A 16,976-nucleotide genomic window follows, 5' to 3' on the forward strand; every position below is an offset into this window, starting at 1 on the left:
AGTATAGCGTATTTCAGATACTTAATGTAGCTAAAGCTACACCGTATCTGACCTCACTATCATCCCACATCTGAAGAAGTGGGCTTTCCCGTTCGGGATAATCTGTAATTGATCACATGCCTTTTGGTGTGCTGGCAGAAAAAATCGAAGGCGAACTACGAGAATTAAAGGAGGCTAAATAATGCAAATCGAACACCCAACAATCACTCAAATGGAACGTACAGGCTATGCGAATTTAGTAGATCAAGAGGAACACTTTGGAATTGATTACTTTGGAGACGAGATTCTCTCAGGTGATGAATACGTTGAGGACGAGAATGGAGAGCTAGTTTTGAAGGACAATCTTGAAAAATACTTATCTAAGTTTTATGGATTTACCTTTTCGGAGGCATAAAAATAGCCCACTTGCACGAGTGAGCTACTAAACACGAGATTTGAAGAAAAACTTGATACGCCCATTATATGTTACTTTACCAAATTAATCAAGGAGGAATTTTAAATGCAAACTATTCAATTCGACGATCGTCCAGAAGCACAAAGAAGACTTTCCCAAGCAGGTGGATATATCGACTTTAACAAAAAGGGTCAACCAGTTTTCAAGTTTAAAAATTTCAAAGATTATCAGGAGTATCTAAGGCTTGGAGTAGAAGCGTTTCAAGGAGGTCAAGCGCAATGAACCCATTATTAAAAACGGAAATTGATGATTGGAATATTGATTGGGCAGAAGAACAACAGGACGAAGTGAAACAACGTTATCAAATTAGTGGTATCGACTCACTGAATTGGGCATTTAGAAAATTGAGCGCATTTAAAGCGCAGGAAGCCGAGATTGAACAGTTAGCGAAGATTGAGCATGAACGTATTGAACAGTGGGAAACGCAACAGAAACGAGGCTTACAACAAGATATACAGTTTTTCGAAACACTTATAAACGAATATCATGCGAACGTTTTAGAAGAAGATCCGAAGCAAAAAACCTTATCAACTCCATATGGTAGATCAAAGTCCAGAAGAACGAAGTGTCAACCAGATAAAGCCGATGAACAAGCGTTATTGCAGTACATCAAAACGAACGATCTACAGGGATTTATCAAAGAATCGGTTAAATGGGCAGACCTCAAGAAAACCTTAAAAGTCGCTGAAACCAGTGAGGGCATGGCAGTCATTGATGAAAATGGACAAGTTGTTGAGGGAGCCGTTGTTAAGCCGGAGTCGATCACATACAAAGTGGAGGTTGATTAATATGGGTCAGTTAGCCGTCAAACAGCAAACACAAGAACAGCAAGCTACAACACTATCAATCATTGATACAGTCGATCTCGAAGCCGTGCAAAGCACCTTATCGAAAATCAATCAATTCCAAATGGTCATTCAAAACACGCTCAAGCGAGAACATGACTTTGGAGTGATACCAGGAACGGGCAAACCTACTCTATTAAAACCTGGTGCGGAAAAAATCCATATGCTTTTTGGTGTGACAAGTGAATACGAGGTAACGGAAAAGATACAGGATTATGACAAAGGATTCTTCGCTTTTACTATCCGATGCATGATCTATAAGGACGGAAATAAGATCACCGAGGGTGTTGGTCATTGCAATACAAAAGAACGGAAATACATTAAACAGGATGCTTACACGTTGGCAAACACATGCTTGAAAATGGCAAAAAAACGAGCGCAGATAGATGCAACCTTAACCCTAGCTAGTCTTTCAGAAATTTTTACACAAGACATTGAGGACATCAAAGAATTCACTCAAACAGAAAATATTGAAACGATGACACTCAAGATGCAGCACAAATTAAATTAACGTTTGGTAAGCATAAAGGGGAAAACGTTAAAAGAAATCTACAAAGAAGCACCAGGTTATCTTGAATGGTTATCTGGTCAAGATCGCACTGATCCAGTTATTAAAAAAGGGATTGAAATGATGTTCGACGCGGTCAAACAAAACGGAAATCAAAAATCTAACAAACAGGAGCAAACACCACCTCCACCAACAAATGAGCCTAAGGACACTCAACCAGAAAAACAAGAAGATAAACCATCCGCAACAGACGATTTTCCATTTGAGTGATGTTCAACTATAAAACAAAAGTCCTGCTTCCTAAATGGATTTGGGAGCAGGCAAACGATGAAAAAGAAGTTATGAAGCTAGTCAATGATTACATGAAAAGATATCCAAATTATAAATTAATCGAAATACAAGATAGATATGCAGTATGCGGAAGAAAGGGTTGATCTGAATGAGCATCATAAGAGTTGTTAAAAATAGAGATTTTGTTGTCATGAATAAAACCAGTTTGGATGATCCTAATTTGAGTTGGAAGGCGAAAGGGCTTCATGCTTATATGCTTTCTAAACCTGATGATTGGACGTTTTACAATAGCGAGTTACAAAAGCACGCGAAAGACGGACGAGATTCTTTTAAAAGCGCATTAAAGGAATTAAGAGAAGCAGGATACGTAGTTAGGAAAAGAGCGCAGAATGAAGAAGGTAAATTTGATGGATGGGAAACAATCGTGTACGAATTTCCTCAGCCTGTAGAAAAACAAGATGAACAAAATGAACCAAACCCGCCGAAAGACGGAAAATCCGTCAGTCGGAAAAACCGACATCGGGAAACCCGTCAGTCGGAAAACCCGCAACTACTAAGTATTGATAGTACTAAATATTTAAAAGAACTAAATAATGATTTAAGTAATTATATATATAGCGTTTTGGAGCATTGGAATTCTAAGGGAATCATCAAACATAAAAAACTAAACAAAAAAATGGAATCCCATATAAAAGCAAGACTTGAAGAATACAGCTTGGAAGAAGTTTTAAAAGCCATAGATCATTATGCAGAAGTTCTGCACAGTCAAGATCACTACTGGACACATCGCTGGACATTGCAAGACTTCATGAAGCCTAACAACATGGTGAAATTTCTAGATGAATCAAACCCTATAGAAACCTATCGAACGAAAAAGCAAAAGCAATCGTATCAACCACAACACCAATTCCAAAATGGCGCACTTTTTGAGCAAGGCGAGGAATCCAAACGAAGGCAAGCAGAGCTTAAACCTTTAACACCCGAAGAAATGGAGCGACTACGTCAAGCGGAGGAGGAACTACCATTTTAGGACTAGTGGATATTTTAGGAGAAAGTCGTTTAGAAAACTTTTTGTTTAAGGTAAAGCCAGAACTCATTGATAGAGCTGAAAACGTTAAGTTGATCAAAGAAGAATGTCCTCAATGCGAAGAGAGTCAATTCAACAAAGGGCAATTGTTTGGATGGGAGTATCAAATAGGCGAAGAGAAATTTAAATACCTTGCAGATCAAGTTTGTACGAGTTGTAAGGGCCAAGTATTAAGCAAAGAAATCACTCTAGAAATGAGCGAGAAACGTAAACAGATGCTGATAGAAAACTGGTGGCATATCCCTATAGACGATCAGTCAGGGTTTAAAAATTATCAATCTCATAATCAAGTGACTAACAATGCGAAAAGTGTAGCCGTTGACTATTGTAAAGCGTTTAAAGATCAACCAGAAATCAATTTACTCATGATGGGCAATCCAGGCACAGGAAAGACCCATATCGCTAAAGCAGTCGCGAGAACATTGAAGCATCAAGGTTTTAAAGTCGGCTATATATCCGCAGTGGATCTGTTTAACAAGATTAAAGCGACCTTTGACAACGGGGAATAAAGAAACCGTCTTTAAAGAAATGGCATCCCTAGACTTGTTGATCATTGATGATATGGGCGTTGAGACTACAAAAATATCAGATGTGAGCTGGTCAGTACGTACATGGACCGAGATCATTGAAAATCGTAAAGGCAAGGCAACCGTGTGGACAACGAATCTTGATGAAGGCAAGCTAGATAGCCTAGTTGGAAGCTAGAGCCACAAGTCGAATGTACGAGAATACTAAGTTTATAGACTTGTTTACAGATGACTATAGAAAGACGAAAAGGGTGGTTTAGATGGATCGGCACGTCAGGTACCGCAAGAAAAAGCGGAGTATATACACTGTTCTAGATGGATTTTATTGGATTGACTTTCACTGGGATTTAAAAGAAGTTCAAGAGTTTGACAAGTTATGGCAAACAGGGATTGAACAAAAGGTGAGTTCACAAACGCTTATCCTACAACTGGCTGCACACTTTGACAGATCACAAGAAGAAGTAGCCTTGTTAGTGATGGACAGAGCCTTGAAAGGGAGGATCGCATGATGACTAGACGTTTAGCAAGCCACAAACAGAAAGGCCCAGATAACGAGATTTTGAGCGTTTTAACCATATACGAAGAAGGATTGAGCAAACAAGACATCAAGAAAATGACTCCATATAGCAAAAAACACGGGGTATTAATCAAGTCAGGAAAAGTTTATGAGTTTAAGGATTAGCTAACATCAATTCTACGCTCAATTTTCCCGATTAAATAGGGCGAAAAAAGAACGCAAATATATTTCTGGACTAATAGCATTCAAAACATAGAAAAGGGTGAAAATATGGCTTATTCTCGCAAAGAACAGGAGACAGTTTTAGTATACGAAACGGAAACCGATCAATGGACAGTTTACTCAACCGTTCCTAAACATATTCGAAAGCTAGAAAAAATCACAGATATCACGATCACCGAATATGACGAGCGAAATAATCCAGCAGCGGCAAAAGGGACTTTAACAGCCAAGCAAGTTTCCATGAAAAAAGAACGAGTTATGAGTGAAGAACAGCGACAAGCAGCGGCAGAACGAATGAGAAATAGACAATCTAGTTAAGGGTGATATCATGATCGAATTTACAGTTTACGGCGAACCAGTTGCACAAGGGAGACCAAGAGCATCTACAAGAAATGGACAAGTGAGAATGTACGATCCGATCAAATCAAGAGATTTCAAACAATATGTCAAGCTAGTAGCGTCACAACATAAGCCTACTAAGCTATTGGAAGGACCATTGAGTCTTGAAGTGATTGTATATAAACCATCCTTGAAGAAATTCAGCAAGAAAAAGAAAGTAGCAGCGGAACAAGGCAAATTAAGACCGATCACTAAGCCAGATGTAGACAATTACGTTAAGGGAGTCAAAGATGCGCTGAATAAGGTGATCTGGAATGATGATAGCCAAGTAGTGGATTTGAAAGTATCAAAGTTTTATAGCGAAGAACCGAGAGTTGAAATCAAAGTTGAGGAATGGACTTCACCTCAAAATAACAACGTTGAACTCACTCACAAGGCTAGCGTCAAGCGTTGATGGATAAGGGATTCATAGAATAGGTGAGTTCTCTTCAATCCTGTCAGAAGGGAACTGGAAAGGAGAAAAAATGAGTCAACTAAAAAGAAAATATAAACCGATGCGACAAGAATTTAAAAAAAGAATTATTGCCATTATGTGAGAACAATAAAGCACTCGCGATGTTAATTATTGAGACTTATGCTGCTTGGAGACATCGTAGACATATCTGGAAAATATGGGGGATGTTCGAAAAACCTGATTATAAGGATTTTCAAAAGGACTATTACGATAATTTAATGGGTGAATATTTAACAGGTGAACACACGATTTGGGGTCACGGTATCAATCGGAGAAAAATACACGTTTAGACATATTTTAGACACAATTTAGACGGTTGTCTGTACGGTAAGGCGTGTACGATTCGGGGATTGAACCGCCACATCTGAAAATATTACCAATTATACGTAGTGACAGGGTAGCTGCTCTAGACCGCAAAGTAACAAAATTTGAAAGGAGCGAGGGAGATGGGCAAGAAAGACAGAGAATGTCAATGTGAGGACGGAAGGCAACTTTACGAATTAACGCTGGACGAACTGAAAGCGAAAGTGAAGGAAATTGAGGAGGCAAAAAAATGAACGTTAAAGAACTGTTTGAGATGCAAAGGGAGTTAGAACAGCACATCATGGAGAAGCATCCAGAATTGAAAGATGAAAATAATCTGTACTGGAAAGTGCTTGCTCTACAAGTGGAGTTAGGGGAATTAGCAAACGAATGGCGAGGATTTAAGAAATGGAGTAGCAATCAAAAGCCTAATCGTGAAAAGTTGCTTGAGGAATATGTTGATTGTCTGCACTGTGTTATTTCGATAGGGATTGATCTGGGGCATAACGATTTTAACGATGATGTGAAATATCCGACTGTTATCAGTAGAAAGTTTGACTATTCAATCGAGTTTAACTCAGTGTTCAATGCGTCAGCTCGAATTCAGTACACAGGCGATTATGATTATCTAACAATGCCATTCATCGCTCTTGGTGCATTACTTGGATTTGAATGGGACGAAATCGAGCAGGCATACAAAGCAAAAAATGAGGTAAACCACGCTAGGCAGGAGGCTAACTACTAATGAAATGCGTCGAATGCCAGTCAACCATTGAGTCGGGGTGTATTTGTCAGAAGTGCTATAAGAAAGCGTTGCAAGATAAATTGAGGGGGGCGTAGTGATGAGATACTTTGAGTTTAATAAGCAGGAGTATTATGCACTAATCGCTGTTGAGGATTGCGAGAATGCGAAAGAGAAAGCGTTTGAGGTTTATGCTGAACAAGTCGCAGGAAATAGTATTGAGGAAGTGAAGCTCGAAGGAGAGCCTAAGCAGTTGGACAAATTCCACGCTCTTTGTCGATATATTGTCGATGTGAAAGATGAGGACGATAACAATAAAATTTCTGAACTTATAGATGAATTCACTTCTGCTACAAAAACAACTTTATTATTGATTGATCGGGATTTGGTTCGATATTTAGGAGCAAATTAACCGCACTACCGTACGAGGTAAAAAGATAATTGCGTCAGAATCGCTATGTCAGCAAGGATAAATTTGGAGGTGCATCAAGTGAACAAAAAGGAAGTAGAGAACATACTAAAGAACTATCACTGGATGGTCAACTCTGTAAGAAATTTAAGAAGTTCGATGTTGGACGCTGGAGAAGGATTAACCGCACAATATGGTATTGAATCGAGCATGCCAAAGCCACAAGGAACGAACGGTGATCCGATTTATCGAGAAGTATTGAGAAGAGAAAATAGGCTTGGACGAATCGAGAATTACAAAGAAAAGATATCAGAAATACAGGATCGGCTGCACTTAATAAAAAATGATCGTGAAATTGAAGTCTTACACTGGTTGCTCGAGGGAAAGAGTTATCGTTGGATTGGTCATCATATGGGATTATCCGAAGCGCATATACGGAGAATGAGAAATTCCATCGTTAATCAACTAGCGAATGGCACAAATGACGCAAATGTCGCAAAGGACGCAAAGTTGAGAAAGCAAATGTCAGCTTGTTAAAATGGTGATAGGGATCGGGGTTAGCCTGATCGGGCATCCAACAGGGTGCTTTTTTTGTGCGAGCCACCTACTTGGTCGAGTAGTCATACTATTGGCTGTTAAGTAAGTATGTGGTGGCTCTTATTTTAGTGTTTGATGATGTGGGGATATTATGCAAAAAAAAGCGCCTATTACGGGCGCTTTTCGTCTACTCCAAGATACTTAATCAATGCATCTTTTAGCACATGAGAGTAGTTCACGTTATTTTCTTTAGCCAGATCATCCAGCCATTTAGGAATCGTTAAAGTTTTCTTAATCGCTTTATTTTTCATCTCATCTCTAAAAGGACGCATCCAAACATCAATTAAAACAACTGTCTGATTAGCGTCTACTTTTAAATCTTTAATATGAGTAGGATCGGGAATAGAATCATTATCTTGTTCCATACCATAGAGATGTAATGCTAAAGCTTCCTTTGCCATTCCAACAGCTTCACGATCTGAATCGCCAGCAGTTAAACAACCTGGTAAGTCAGGGAATTCTACAGAAATTCCATCGTCAGCATAATCAAAAATGGCTGGATAGATATAACGATCTTTTTTATTGCTCATATATATTTACCTCCTTAGGCTGATCTTATAGACCAGCCTGTTTTAGGATACTCTTAACAGTTTTCTGTGGAAGGTCTTTTTTAGGATGTGGGATTGTGACCTTACCACTTTTAGAAGGATGTTTTAGCTGATGATGACTGCCCTTGATGTGAACTATGTACCATCCATCTGCTTCGAGTAGTTTGATTAGTTGCTTTGAAGAATAACTTTTCATCAGCTTTCCTCCTTACACTCTTATTATAACACGTGTAATAATACGTATCAAGACGAGATTTGAAATTGATGGTGAAAAGTTGAGGCAAACTAAATCCTACTAAGCATTTTATTCGTAAGTGTGAAACCCTTTCTCTTTTCTGTCGTATAATGGATGAGGAAAGGGGATTTTTAAATGGATATTGAAAAAAAGAAGAAATACACAGATCGGTCTTTTTTAGCAGTGCTTATTATACTTTTGTTCGTATCATTTTTTTGGCGTTTTGAAGAAAATCAAGATCTAGTTCTAATTTCTAAATATACTTTTATTCTTTTTTGGGTTATCTATAGTTTGCGTCTATTTGTCCTCGAAATGTTTAATGAAGTAAAGAGAAATGGATTATTAATTATCAATGGATTAATATTTTTAGCTGGTGCTGGTTTTCTTATTCACACTTTGTTCTTTCAATAGGGTACACTCTAATAATTAGTTTTCGTTCTCTTGATATTCGTTTGCTAATTAACTATCAATAACACTTATCAAAAGTATATAAAACATATGGTAATCGTATACTATGTTTTATAAACGAATTTATATAATTAAAGATGAGTTAATAGACTATCTGAAACATATAACTTTGGATGGTCTATTAATCTACCGTTTTGTGTACTGGTACTTGCAGGAATATCATTCAACCACCTAGAATAGACTGTACAAACACGATGAAAGGATTGGTTCCTGTGGTGCAAGCGAAAGAATACTTTGTGCTTGGAGATCAAACGGTAGCTAAGTTTAAGGTAGTTGTTGGTGATGGATCTGGATTGGTGGAAGCAGTCTTACAAAAAGGCGAAGTCGTGGATCACACAATAGTCTTTGATGGTCCGACAGAACTAAGAGAACAGATAGAACATGAAGCTAAGCTAGAAATGAATAAACTTGCCGAGACGGTCTAGGATCGTCTTTTTATTATGGGGTGAAATAGATGGAAGTTGATGCCTTGAAGGGCAAAGTTCTTACTCTTATCGAAGAAAAGATAGATGAATTAATCTTTCACACTTCAGATGGTGAAAGGTACAAAATGCATCATGAACAAGACTGCTCTCTGCGAAGATGTAACGCTAGAAGAAATTATAGGTGATCTGAACGATCTAATTGACTCACCTATTCTTTTATCAGAAGTTGAATCTAACCAGAAAGTTGAATATGGAATAAGCAACACTTGGACATTCTATAAATTTGCAACCATCAAAGGATATGTAACTCTTAGATGGTTAGGAGAATCAAATGGTTATTATTCCGAAGAAGTAGACTTTATAAGATTATCTTAAAGCATCCTAACGGGTGCTTTTTATTATGGGGTTGATCACATGGATACAGCGACAATTAGAAAGTATTTTGAGTCAGGTGATCTCATGAAGTTCTACAAATCTAGGGAATGGATGAAGCTTAGATTGGTAGCACTTCGACGAGATAACTATGAGTGTCAGATGTGCAAGGATGAAGGACGATATCACAAGGCAGAGAATGTACATCATGTTAAAGAAGTGAAAGATCGTCCTGACTTGGCATTGGATATAGATAATCTTCTTTGCCTTTGTATTAAATGTCATAACTTGGTACACAAGCGAGAAAGAATTAAACGTGAGCCGAAGTTTTGGATTGAAGAGAAATGGTAATACCCCCGGGTCATTTTCCTTTGGGGTAAATAAGGGAAATCGTTCAACGGACTAGGGTTAGTGGGAAAAAACATACAGCAGTGTCGCGCACGGAAGGAGGGGGGGTTGTGGCAAAACTAAGTAAGAAAAAACAGCAGGAATTGATTGATTTGGAAGTTGAGCGGATCAACAAAATCCTAGTAAAATTGCCCGACAAGAAGAAAGAAATTGCAAAAGAATTAATCAAACGTATTGCACATATGACCATTCAACTACAAATTTTAGAGGAAACCGTACAAACAAAAGGACCTACTTATTGGATGGAAAACGGAAGGCAACGAATGCTTGTTGAAAACCCTGCTCAAAAGTCATATAACAATACCATGAACCGTTACACATCGGCTTATGAAAAATTGTTTATTCTAGTAGATAAGATAGAAGAAGAACATGGTCGTGAACAACAAGAAGCTGATGCAGATGTCTAAGTATCATCCGTACATTGATGAATACATGAGGATGGTCGAAGAAAATGAAATTCGATCATGCAAAGAACAAAAGCAATTAATGAAATTCCTTAGATGGAAGTTAGATCAACCGAATGTCATTATTGATGCGGAAGCTATTGAAAGATCAGTGAACATTCCAGCTCCATATTTTCCATACAAATTATTTGCGTGGCAAAAATTTTGCAACGCTTTTATTTTTGGAGTTAGATATGACGATGGTAGTTTAGTATTTGATCGCTACTTATACCTTTTGGGTCGTGGCGCAGGAAAAAACGGATTTATTTCATACAATAGCTTTTACATGACTACTGGGCATCACGGTATAGATAACTACGACATTGATATCGTGGCAACGTCAGAAGATCAAGCGAAGACTTCATTTGAAGATGTTTATAACGTATTAACAACTAAAAAGTTCGAAGAAAAGATGAAAAAGATATTTAAAATATCTAAACAACTCATCCAGCATAACGGAACGAAATCTAAACTTGAATATAACACTTCCAACGCTCGTACAAAGGATGGGAAAAGATCAGGTGCAATTATCTTTGATGAAATTCATGAGTATGATGACTACTCAAACATTAAAGTTTTTACAAGTGGTCTAGGAAAAAAGCCAGATCCAAGAACCTTTTTTATCACGACTGATGGAAATGTTCGAGGTGGTGTTCTTGATGATCTAAAAGAAGAAGCAAGAATGGTACTGAATAAAGAAATGCCTGATTCAACGCTATTCCCGTTCATCTGTAAGATTGATGATGAGGAAGAAGTACACGATGAAAAGAATTGGGAGAAGGCAAACCCGTCCTATCGGTATTTTCCTACTCTACAAAAACAAATGAAAAATGAATACCGGTTGTTGAAGAAAAATAATGCCATGCGCTTTGAGTTCATGGCGAAACGCATGAACCTTCCGATGGAGGATACCAGAAATGAAGTTGCAACATATCAAGACAGGTTAGCGACAGATCAACCTATTCCGGAAGAAATAGAAGGTAGCGAAGCAATAGGAGGCGTTGACTTTGCTCAAGTTCGGGACTTTTGTTCTGTTGGACTTTTAGTCAAATATAAAGGTAAACGCTACTGGTTGCATCATACGTTTATGCATCATACCGCGCCTAAAACACAGGACATTAATCCTGATATTATTGCTCTTGCAAGAGAAAAAGAACTTTTAACCGTTGTATACGATGAATCAATTACAGCTGATCATGTATTAGGTTGGTTTGTAAAAATAGCTAAGAAATATCGCATTAAAAAAGTCTGTATGGATTTATACAGATCAAGAATTTTGAAAGAACCTTTTGCTGATGCAGGGTTTGAAGTGGAGATTGTAAGACGCGGACCACAAACACACGCTATCTTATCACCGTTAGTTGATGAAATGTTTATTAATAACTCGATTGTTTTTGGTGATGATCCGTTAATGCGTTGGTTTGTAGGAAATGTCTACAAAGATGAAAAAGCTAACGGAAACATTGAGTACAAAAAAATAGATCCAGAGAAGCGAAAGACAGATGGGTTTTTCGCCTTTTTGCATGCGCTAAATCTTGATGATGAGTTGAAAGAAAAGAAAAAACTAAAACCATTGAAAGTTAGAGTCTTTTAAGGAGGTGAGTAAGTTTGAATGGGTCTATATAGCTTTTTTAAAAGTTGGTTTACACCAGAAGGAAATTTAAACGATCAAGGAATCTACCTTGATTTAACGGTAGAATATCACGTTAAAAAGTTGGCCATACAAACATCAGTTAACTTGATAGCCAATGCATTAATTAGATCACAGTTTCGCACCTTTGAAAAAGGGAAAGAGACTAAAGGGAACATGCATTATCTCTTTAATGTGGAACCTAACCAAAATCAAAATGCTGGTGAATTTATTCATGAGTTTGTTTCGAAGCTCGTCTATGACAATCAATGCCTTGTAATCATGGAAAAAGAGCAATTATATGTAGCGGATTCATTTGACGTAAAAGAATATGCGTTCTTTGAGAATACCTACAAAAACATTGTGGTTAACGATTACAAATTACTTAAGACATATTCAGAAAGTGATGTTCTGTATTTCAAGCTTAACAATGAACGCATTAGAAGTGTGATTGATGACTTTTATGGAAGTTATGGAAAACTTTTATCGGCATCCATGAACTACTACAAACGCTCAAATGCTCTAAGAGTAAAGCTTGAAATGGATGGAGTCTTTAGTCAAACCAATGATGATCAAGAAGATCGAGAAGAAATGTTTTATGGTCAATTAAAGCAGTTTTTAGAAGCAGAAGGTTCGGCAGTTCTCCCATTACAAGATGGAATCAAAACCGAAGAATTCACCTTCTCTAGTAACGGGCAAAATAGCCGAGATATTAAAGCGATTGTTGATGACATATTAGACGTTGTTAGCATGGCTTTCCATATCCCAAAAGGCTTATTGAAAGGTGACGTGGCAGAAGTTGAGGAACAAACAGACAACTTTGTCATGTTTTGTGTCGCTCCAATAGCCGAGATTATCCAATCCGAAATTAATCGAAAGATGTATACAAAGAAACAATATCTCGAACGCACCTATATGAAAGTTGATACACGATGGATTAAATATGTTGATCCTGCCAAGATCGCAACAGCATTAGATAAATTCGTGGCATCTGGAACTTACAGTATCAATGAAAATAGAAACTTGATAGGGGACGAACCACTTAGTGACGAATGGGCAGAATCGCACCACCTCACTAAGAACTACTTAGAAGTTGAGGAATATATGAAAGGAGGGGATTCGAGTTGATCAAACGCTTTAAAAATGAGAGATACAACGAAATAGCAAATCAAATCAAACCACAATTTAAAGCAGAAGAAAAGTATAAAGAAAATAATACGGAAATAACCATCTATGGAGATATAGGTGAAAGTTGGTTTGGTGAAGCTGTAACAGCTAAACAAATTAATGAAACTCTTAAAAATATTGATACAGAACGAATAACAATTCATTTGAATAGTCCTGGTGGGGATGCGTTTGAAGGAATTGCGATCTACAACCAACTTAAGGATCATGATGCAAAAGTGACTGTTTATGTCGATGGTTTGGCCGCGAGTATTGCAAGTATTATAGCAATGGCAGCGGACGAATTGATCATGAATAAGGGATCAATGCTAATGATTCATGAAGCGTCCACTTATGCTTGGGGAACGAAACACGATATTCAAAAAACACTCAACGCCTTAGAAGGGATTGATAAATCCTTATCTGATATCTACATGACAAGATACCAGGGCGAAAGATCAGAAATTGAAACCATGATCACAAATGAAACATGGTTTACATCCGAAGAAGCTGTTGAAGTTGGATTGGCTGACAAAGTAAATGAAGTGGAAGTTGAAGAAGAAAATGAAGAAGTAGATCCAGAAGAGTTTAAAAATAACATTTTGAAAAGGTTTAGAAGTCAAAAGGAACCTGTGCCAATGGTTGCAAGTAGTAAAAGTATTTTAGATAACTTTAGGAGGAATGAAAATTGAAAAACTTAGATAGCAACGTAATCGAAAATAAGGAAGAACAAATTCAAGCAATGAAGGCAGCGTTTGAAGCTGGTGACGCGAATGAAGTCGCTCAAAAGATTGTGACGAACTTTGAAAATAACTTCTCTCATTTCCAATACATGATGGACAATGTGATTAAAGAAGCGAACCAAGCAAAAGAAGAAAATTGGGATCAGCAAGTACTAGCTTCACGTGGTGTTCGAGTTTTAACATCGGAAGAACGAAAATTCTACAACGCCGCCATTGAAGTTCAAGGATTTGATCATACAGAAGAATTAATGCCACCTACCGTATACGAACGTGTTTTTGAAGATCTACAAAAGGAACATCCGTTATTATCTCGTATCAACTTTCAAACGACTGGCGCGACTACAGCTTGGGTTTTAAGAAAGCCAGGAACACCAGCAGCCTTTTGGGGAGATGTGAGAGCTTCCATTCAAGAAATGGTAGATGAAGGGTTCCAAACAATCGAACAAGGCATGTACAAACTAAGTGGATTCCTTGTGGTTTCAAAAGCCATGTTTGAATTAGGTCCTGAATGGTTAGACCGTTATGTTAGAACGTTCATGGAAGAAGTTATTGCGGATGAAATGGAAAATGTCGTGATTAATGGAACAGGAAAGACTCAACCAATTGGAATGATTCGCAAATTAGAAGGACCTGTTGTGAATGGTGAATATCCAGAAAAAGCAAAAGTAACCCTTGAAGATTTCACGCCAGAAACGATTGGTAAAGAAATTTTAGCACCAACGACAAAAGATGGAACTAGACGATACACAGGTGTGACTTTAATGGTCAACCCGTTAGACTATGCGACTAAGTTCTTTGCTTTAGGTGCTAAACAAAAAGATGATGGAACTTGGACTTATGGCAACTTCTCAATTCCAGGACTAGAAATCATTGAAGTTCCTGCTGTTCCTTTAAATACGATGATTGCAGGAAATCCGAAAGATTACTTCATGGGTGTTGCTTCAAAACAAACGTTAGAAACGACTGACGTATTAAGAATGGTGGAAGATCAACGACTTTACTTGATTCGTAGATTGGCTAATGGTCGTCCATTAGATTCAGATAGCTTCACAGTTTACGATATTAGCGCGTTAGAGCCAAGTATTGATACCGAATAAGAGGTGATTCTAAATGCTAGATGAATTGAAGAGTAGGCTTAGAATCACATGGAACGAAGAAGACGAATACCTACAAAAAATAATTGATCGCGGAAAAGCTTATCTAAACTCAAAAGCTGGTATTGAATTAGATTTTGATACACATGAAATCGCTCAGCAGTTGCTATTAGACTATTGCCGATACGATTTTAATAATTCAATAGAGCTATTCCCCGTCAATTTTAAAAATCAACTCCTTGAATTATCTATTAACGAAGGAGTGAGAGATCATGTTGAGAAAAATCGAGAAGCCGATTCATGATAACTTCAATGACGGCTTTTTATTTTATGGACACAAAAAAACAAAGAGATCGTCAACAGGGAAGAGATTAGGTGAAGAATTTAACTCCCAAGGCAAGCTAGGATTTGAAGAAATGTCCTACAGAGAAGCGGACTTTCGGAAAGCTGGCATCTTGGGTGCTACCTTAGATTTAAAAGTGAAAACCAGATACCCTCCAAGCTTTAAAAATGTTGATAAAAGCAAGCTAACAGTAGTGATTGACTCGAACGAATATGACGTGATTCACGTTGACAGTAATCGAGAAAAATCACTACTTTTCTTTTACTTGCAAAAAGTAGGTGTAATTGATGGAGAAGACATTTGAAAAAATGAAAGAACAGAAACAAGAAATCTACGATCTGTTGGCTAAACAGAACATACCTGTTTTTGAAGACGAGATTGCACAAGATGAAGAAATTGATTTTAACGAAAATGGGTATCACTTTTTTGTCCTGCAAATGGGGGAAATCGAACCTACAAATCAAGATCGAATCTTATCTCAAGTGATTGATGTTTATTACTACAGTCAATATCTTGATGATTTAGACGAAAAGGTTGTTAACTTAATAGCCGATCTAAGGAATATTTATGGCATCACATTTCAGCGAACAAATAAGCTAAGGGTTCAGCTAAAAGACACTGATCAGTACGTTGATCAAGTCATGATCTCTTTGAGAAGGAAGATTCCAATTGGTTGCTAAATTTGAATGTAATTACAAATTGTTGGATCTTGAAGTCAAGTTAAAACAAGTGCAAGATGGTGCTGAAAAAACATTAAATGATGTCTTGCATGGCGAAGCAATCGAAATGACAGCTAAAGAGATTACTAAGTTCATTCCTATATCAAGGGATGAAGATGGAGTTGTCAGAACCAAAAGGCATGCCAAACAAGTTGACTGGTGGGACTCTGACAAACACAATTTAGGTTTTACCATCAAAGCCAAAGGCGGAGCCTCAAACAAACCTGGTAGTTTCGGTTATCTTGTCTTTCCGGAAGAAGGACGAGGACCTTATAACCATATTGAACAAGAATTTATGAAAACTGGTTTGGAAAAAGTAACAGGCAAAATCATTGATAGATTGCAAGAAGAAGTAACGAAAAAAATACAGGAGGTTTTATGATGGCGACAGTTATTGAGGAATTTGATGCTATGTCCATTAAAAATGTAGCACTACAATTTATTAAAGGTGGAACAAAAGAAGATGGTAAACCGTTCGGATGCGTGGGTACTATTGGCGGAGAAACTGAAATGAAAGAATTAATAAAAAGATGTGAAGGTATTGAGGCGAAAAAAACATCTAAACCTCAAAAACACAATCTAACGGTATCGGCTCACGTTGATTGTCAGGTGTTGAGAGACATATTTGGTTTAAAAACAGACGGTTTAAAAACAGGTGTCTATTCATACGGTACTGCTTCAAAAGGTGCTAACTTTGTTTTAACTGCTGATGTCATTGACGAGTTTGAAGACGTTACAAAGATGATCGCTTTTCCTAACTGCTCTACAGCATCAGGATTAAAAATCAACATTGAAAATGGAGCAGATGAAGTAGCAGAAATTGAACTTGAATTTACTGCTTTAGCTGATGATTCAGGAGAGTTGTACTACGAAGCATTTGTTGATGAATTGGAAGACGATGTGGTGAAGACAGATTGGCATAAAAACTTTAATCGAGAGCTTGTTGAAGCTTGAAAGAGTCAGGCCTTTTCGGTTGATCTAGGCGCAACCGTTGAGGAAGGAAAAGAAGAAATACCGATTGAAGAATTG

32 protein-coding genes are annotated in these 16,976 nt (G+C 37.6%); 30 read left to right on the forward strand and 2 right to left on the reverse strand.

What is annotated here, in order from left to right; genetic code table 11:
* Window positions 1-181: 181 nt before the first annotated feature.
* The 15 genes from LC087_RS19305 (at window position 182) to LC087_RS19375 (ending at window position 7,295) form a co-directional block, all read left to right on the forward strand.
* Window positions 182-394, forward strand: a complete 213-nt coding sequence (locus LC087_RS19305) for a YqaI family protein (protein WP_226540807.1) — start codon at window positions 182-184, stop codon at window positions 392-394.
* Window positions 395-499: 105 nt separating this feature from the next.
* Window positions 500-676 carry a hypothetical protein gene (locus LC087_RS19310; protein WP_226540809.1) on the forward strand — a complete coding sequence of 59 codons (177 nt, stop codon included), beginning with the start codon at window positions 500-502 and terminating at the stop codon, window positions 674-676.
* On the forward strand, window positions 673-1,242 hold the full coding sequence (locus LC087_RS19315; RefSeq protein ID WP_226540811.1) for a host-nuclease inhibitor Gam family protein: 570 nt from the start codon (window positions 673-675) through the stop codon (window positions 1,240-1,242). The genes LC087_RS19310 and LC087_RS19315 overlap by 4 nt, the downstream gene beginning before the upstream one ends.
* A gap of 1 nt (window position 1,243) precedes the next feature.
* A complete protein-coding gene (locus LC087_RS19320) occupies window positions 1,244-1,810 on the forward strand; it encodes a hypothetical protein (RefSeq protein WP_306021014.1) in 567 nt (188 codons plus the stop codon).
* Window positions 1,811-1,813: 3 nt separating this feature from the next.
* Window positions 1,814-2,077 carry a hypothetical protein gene (locus LC087_RS19325; RefSeq protein ID WP_306021017.1) on the forward strand — a complete coding sequence of 88 codons (264 nt, stop codon included), beginning with the start codon at window positions 1,814-1,816 and terminating at the stop codon, window positions 2,075-2,077.
* Window positions 2,078-2,246: 169 nt separating this feature from the next.
* Window positions 2,247-3,128: a helix-turn-helix domain-containing protein gene (locus LC087_RS19330; RefSeq protein WP_226540815.1), complete on the forward strand. Its 882-nt coding sequence runs from the start codon at window positions 2,247-2,249 to the stop codon at window positions 3,126-3,128.
* Between the two features lie 5 nt (window positions 3,129-3,133).
* Complete coding sequence (locus LC087_RS19335) at window positions 3,134-3,694, forward strand: ATP-binding protein (protein WP_306021019.1); 561 nt, start codon at window positions 3,134-3,136, stop codon at window positions 3,692-3,694.
* A 278-nt stretch (window positions 3,695-3,972) separates the two neighbouring features.
* The gene (locus LC087_RS19340; RefSeq protein WP_226540818.1) at window positions 3,973-4,221 is read left to right on the forward strand and encodes a hypothetical protein; all 249 of its coding nucleotides are present in this window, start codon (window positions 3,973-3,975) and stop codon (window positions 4,219-4,221) included.
* Window positions 4,221-4,394 (forward strand): hypothetical protein, encoded by a 174-nt coding sequence (locus LC087_RS19345; RefSeq protein ID WP_226540819.1) that lies wholly within the window; start codon window positions 4,221-4,223, stop codon window positions 4,392-4,394. Before LC087_RS19340 ends, LC087_RS19345 begins: the two co-directional genes overlap by 1 nt.
* A gap of 105 nt (window positions 4,395-4,499) precedes the next feature.
* Window positions 4,500-4,769, forward strand: a complete 270-nt coding sequence (locus LC087_RS19350; protein ID WP_226540820.1) for a hypothetical protein — start codon at window positions 4,500-4,502, stop codon at window positions 4,767-4,769.
* 10 nt (window positions 4,770-4,779) lie between these two features.
* A complete protein-coding gene (locus tag LC087_RS19355; protein ID WP_226540824.1) occupies window positions 4,780-5,244 on the forward strand; it encodes a RusA family crossover junction endodeoxyribonuclease in 465 nt (154 codons plus the stop codon).
* Between the two features lie 506 nt (window positions 5,245-5,750).
* Entirely contained in the window at window positions 5,751-5,861 is a 111-nt protein-coding gene (gene fbpA, locus LC087_RS19360; protein ID WP_226540828.1) for a Fur-regulated basic protein FbpA, read from the forward strand.
* A complete protein-coding gene (locus LC087_RS19365) occupies window positions 5,858-6,352 on the forward strand; it encodes a dUTP diphosphatase (RefSeq protein ID WP_226540831.1) in 495 nt (164 codons plus the stop codon). The genes fbpA and LC087_RS19365 overlap by 4 nt, the downstream gene beginning before the upstream one ends.
* Window positions 6,353-6,449: 97 nt before the next feature.
* Window positions 6,450-6,761, forward strand: a complete 312-nt coding sequence (locus LC087_RS19370) for a hypothetical protein (protein ID WP_226540833.1) — start codon at window positions 6,450-6,452, stop codon at window positions 6,759-6,761.
* A 78-nt stretch (window positions 6,762-6,839) separates the two neighbouring features.
* Window positions 6,840-7,295, forward strand: coding sequence for a helix-turn-helix transcriptional regulator (locus LC087_RS19375; RefSeq protein ID WP_226540835.1), 456 nt, complete (start codon window positions 6,840-6,842; stop codon window positions 7,293-7,295).
* Window positions 7,296-7,465: 170 nt separating this feature from the next.
* Here LC087_RS19375 and LC087_RS19380 read toward each other — a convergent pair whose 3' ends face one another.
* Window positions 7,466-7,885, reverse strand: coding sequence for a type II toxin-antitoxin system HicB family antitoxin (locus LC087_RS19380; RefSeq protein ID WP_226540837.1), 420 nt, complete (start codon window positions 7,883-7,885; stop codon window positions 7,466-7,468).
* Between the two features lie 25 nt (window positions 7,886-7,910).
* On the reverse strand, window positions 7,911-8,099 hold the full coding sequence (locus LC087_RS19385) for a type II toxin-antitoxin system HicA family toxin (protein ID WP_226540840.1): 189 nt from the start codon (window positions 8,097-8,099) through the stop codon (window positions 7,911-7,913).
* A 174-nt stretch (window positions 8,100-8,273) separates the two neighbouring features.
* Between LC087_RS19385 and LC087_RS19390 the strand changes: the two genes are divergently transcribed.
* The 15 genes from LC087_RS19390 to LC087_RS19455 all read left to right on the forward strand — a co-directional run bounded on the left by LC087_RS19390 (window position 8,274) and on the right by LC087_RS19455 (window position 16,901).
* Window positions 8,274-8,549, forward strand: a complete 276-nt coding sequence (locus tag LC087_RS19390; RefSeq protein ID WP_226540842.1) for a hypothetical protein — start codon at window positions 8,274-8,276, stop codon at window positions 8,547-8,549.
* A gap of 269 nt (window positions 8,550-8,818) precedes the next feature.
* Window positions 8,819-9,031, forward strand: coding sequence for a hypothetical protein (locus LC087_RS19395; protein WP_226540851.1), 213 nt, complete (start codon window positions 8,819-8,821; stop codon window positions 9,029-9,031).
* A 29-nt stretch (window positions 9,032-9,060) separates the two neighbouring features.
* The gene (locus tag LC087_RS19945) at window positions 9,061-9,216 is read left to right on the forward strand and encodes a DUF7448 domain-containing protein (RefSeq protein WP_443111818.1); all 156 of its coding nucleotides are present in this window, start codon (window positions 9,061-9,063) and stop codon (window positions 9,214-9,216) included.
* Entirely contained in the window at window positions 9,164-9,406 is a 243-nt protein-coding gene (locus LC087_RS19400) for a DUF7448 domain-containing protein (protein ID WP_306020981.1), read from the forward strand. The genes LC087_RS19945 and LC087_RS19400 overlap by 53 nt, the downstream gene beginning before the upstream one ends.
* A gap of 39 nt (window positions 9,407-9,445) precedes the next feature.
* Window positions 9,446-9,754 (forward strand): HNH endonuclease, encoded by a 309-nt coding sequence (locus tag LC087_RS19405; protein ID WP_226540856.1) that lies wholly within the window; start codon window positions 9,446-9,448, stop codon window positions 9,752-9,754.
* Window positions 9,755-9,861: 107 nt separating this feature from the next.
* Window positions 9,862-10,218, forward strand: coding sequence for a hypothetical protein (locus LC087_RS19410; protein ID WP_226540858.1), 357 nt, complete (start codon window positions 9,862-9,864; stop codon window positions 10,216-10,218).
* Window positions 10,211-11,848, forward strand: coding sequence for a terminase TerL endonuclease subunit (locus tag LC087_RS19415; protein ID WP_226540859.1), 1,638 nt, complete (start codon window positions 10,211-10,213; stop codon window positions 11,846-11,848). Before LC087_RS19410 ends, LC087_RS19415 begins: the two co-directional genes overlap by 8 nt.
* Before the next feature lie 18 nt (window positions 11,849-11,866).
* Window positions 11,867-13,012 carry a phage portal protein gene (locus LC087_RS19420; RefSeq protein ID WP_226540860.1) on the forward strand — a complete coding sequence of 382 codons (1,146 nt, stop codon included), beginning with the start codon at window positions 11,867-11,869 and terminating at the stop codon, window positions 13,010-13,012.
* Window positions 13,009-13,740: a head maturation protease, ClpP-related gene (locus tag LC087_RS19425; protein ID WP_226540861.1), complete on the forward strand. Its 732-nt coding sequence runs from the start codon at window positions 13,009-13,011 to the stop codon at window positions 13,738-13,740. Before LC087_RS19420 ends, LC087_RS19425 begins: the two co-directional genes overlap by 4 nt.
* On the forward strand, window positions 13,737-14,888 hold the full coding sequence (locus LC087_RS19430) for a phage major capsid protein (protein WP_226540864.1): 1,152 nt from the start codon (window positions 13,737-13,739) through the stop codon (window positions 14,886-14,888). Before LC087_RS19425 ends, LC087_RS19430 begins: the two co-directional genes overlap by 4 nt.
* 13 nt (window positions 14,889-14,901) lie before the next feature.
* A complete protein-coding gene (locus tag LC087_RS19435; RefSeq protein ID WP_226540866.1) occupies window positions 14,902-15,189 on the forward strand; it encodes a phage head-tail connector protein in 288 nt (95 codons plus the stop codon).
* Window positions 15,158-15,532: a phage head closure protein gene (locus LC087_RS19440; RefSeq protein ID WP_226540867.1), complete on the forward strand. Its 375-nt coding sequence runs from the start codon at window positions 15,158-15,160 to the stop codon at window positions 15,530-15,532. Before LC087_RS19435 ends, LC087_RS19440 begins: the two co-directional genes overlap by 32 nt.
* The gene (locus LC087_RS19445; RefSeq protein ID WP_226540869.1) at window positions 15,516-15,908 is read left to right on the forward strand and encodes a hypothetical protein; all 393 of its coding nucleotides are present in this window, start codon (window positions 15,516-15,518) and stop codon (window positions 15,906-15,908) included. The genes LC087_RS19440 and LC087_RS19445 overlap by 17 nt, the downstream gene beginning before the upstream one ends.
* On the forward strand, window positions 15,898-16,329 hold the full coding sequence (locus tag LC087_RS19450) for a hypothetical protein (RefSeq protein WP_226540871.1): 432 nt from the start codon (window positions 15,898-15,900) through the stop codon (window positions 16,327-16,329). The genes LC087_RS19445 and LC087_RS19450 overlap by 11 nt, the downstream gene beginning before the upstream one ends.
* The gene (locus tag LC087_RS19455) at window positions 16,326-16,901 is read left to right on the forward strand and encodes a phage tail protein (protein ID WP_226540873.1); all 576 of its coding nucleotides are present in this window, start codon (window positions 16,326-16,328) and stop codon (window positions 16,899-16,901) included. Before LC087_RS19450 ends, LC087_RS19455 begins: the two co-directional genes overlap by 4 nt.
* Window positions 16,902-16,976 lie beyond the last annotated feature (75 nt).

This window comes from Bacillus carboniphilus, assembly GCF_020524035.2.
Classification (GTDB): Bacteria; Bacillota; Bacilli; order Bacillales; family JAIVKR01; genus Bacillus_CC.

Bases quoted from the DNA above. Each gene is read 5' to 3' on its own strand.
- LC087_RS19405 (WP_226540856.1), top strand. From the start codon at position 9,446: ATGGATACAGCGACAATTAGAAAGTATTTTGAGTCAGGTGATCTCATG.
- LC087_RS19310 (WP_226540809.1), top strand. From the start codon at position 500: ATGCAAACTATTCAATTCGACGATCGTCCAGAAGCACAAAGAAGACTT.
- LC087_RS19315 (WP_226540811.1), top strand. From the start codon at position 673: ATGAACCCATTATTAAAAACGGAAATTGATGATTGGAATATTGATTGG.
- LC087_RS19350 (WP_226540820.1), top strand. From the start codon at position 4,500: ATGGCTTATTCTCGCAAAGAACAGGAGACAGTTTTAGTATACGAAACG.
- LC087_RS19435 (WP_226540866.1), top strand. From the start codon at position 14,902: ATGCTAGATGAATTGAAGAGTAGGCTTAGAATCACATGGAACGAAGAA.
- LC087_RS19445 (WP_226540869.1), top strand. From the start codon at position 15,516: ATGGAGAAGACATTTGAAAAAATGAAAGAACAGAAACAAGAAATCTAC.
- LC087_RS19365 (WP_226540831.1), top strand. From the start codon at position 5,858: ATGAACGTTAAAGAACTGTTTGAGATGCAAAGGGAGTTAGAACAGCAC.
- LC087_RS19420 (WP_226540860.1), top strand. From the start codon at position 11,867: ATGGGTCTATATAGCTTTTTTAAAAGTTGGTTTACACCAGAAGGAAAT.
- fbpA (WP_226540828.1), top strand. From the start codon at position 5,751: ATGGGCAAGAAAGACAGAGAATGTCAATGTGAGGACGGAAGGCAACTT.
- LC087_RS19355 (WP_226540824.1), top strand. From the start codon at position 4,780: ATGATCGAATTTACAGTTTACGGCGAACCAGTTGCACAAGGGAGACCA.
- LC087_RS19380 (WP_226540837.1), bottom strand. From the start codon at position 7,885: ATGAGCAATAAAAAAGATCGTTATATCTATCCAGCCATTTTTGATTAT.
- LC087_RS19345 (WP_226540819.1), top strand. From the start codon at position 4,221: ATGACTAGACGTTTAGCAAGCCACAAACAGAAAGGCCCAGATAACGAG.
- LC087_RS19945 (WP_443111818.1), top strand. From the start codon at position 9,061: ATGGAAGTTGATGCCTTGAAGGGCAAAGTTCTTACTCTTATCGAAGAA.
- LC087_RS19330 (WP_226540815.1), top strand. From the start codon at position 2,247: ATGAGCATCATAAGAGTTGTTAAAAATAGAGATTTTGTTGTCATGAAT.
- LC087_RS19400 (WP_306020981.1), top strand. From the start codon at position 9,164: ATGAACAAGACTGCTCTCTGCGAAGATGTAACGCTAGAAGAAATTATA.
- LC087_RS19390 (WP_226540842.1), top strand. From the start codon at position 8,274: ATGGATATTGAAAAAAAGAAGAAATACACAGATCGGTCTTTTTTAGCA.
- LC087_RS19305 (WP_226540807.1), top strand. From the start codon at position 182: ATGCAAATCGAACACCCAACAATCACTCAAATGGAACGTACAGGCTAT.
- LC087_RS19385 (WP_226540840.1), bottom strand. From the start codon at position 8,099: ATGAAAAGTTATTCTTCAAAGCAACTAATCAAACTACTCGAAGCAGAT.
- LC087_RS19340 (WP_226540818.1), top strand. From the start codon at position 3,973: ATGGATCGGCACGTCAGGTACCGCAAGAAAAAGCGGAGTATATACACT.
- LC087_RS19440 (WP_226540867.1), top strand. From the start codon at position 15,158: ATGTTGAGAAAAATCGAGAAGCCGATTCATGATAACTTCAATGACGGC.
- LC087_RS19455 (WP_226540873.1), top strand. From the start codon at position 16,326: ATGATGGCGACAGTTATTGAGGAATTTGATGCTATGTCCATTAAAAAT.
- LC087_RS19320 (WP_306021014.1), top strand. From the start codon at position 1,244: ATGGGTCAGTTAGCCGTCAAACAGCAAACACAAGAACAGCAAGCTACA.
- LC087_RS19370 (WP_226540833.1), top strand. From the start codon at position 6,450: ATGAGATACTTTGAGTTTAATAAGCAGGAGTATTATGCACTAATCGCT.
- LC087_RS19415 (WP_226540859.1), top strand. From the start codon at position 10,211: ATGTCTAAGTATCATCCGTACATTGATGAATACATGAGGATGGTCGAA.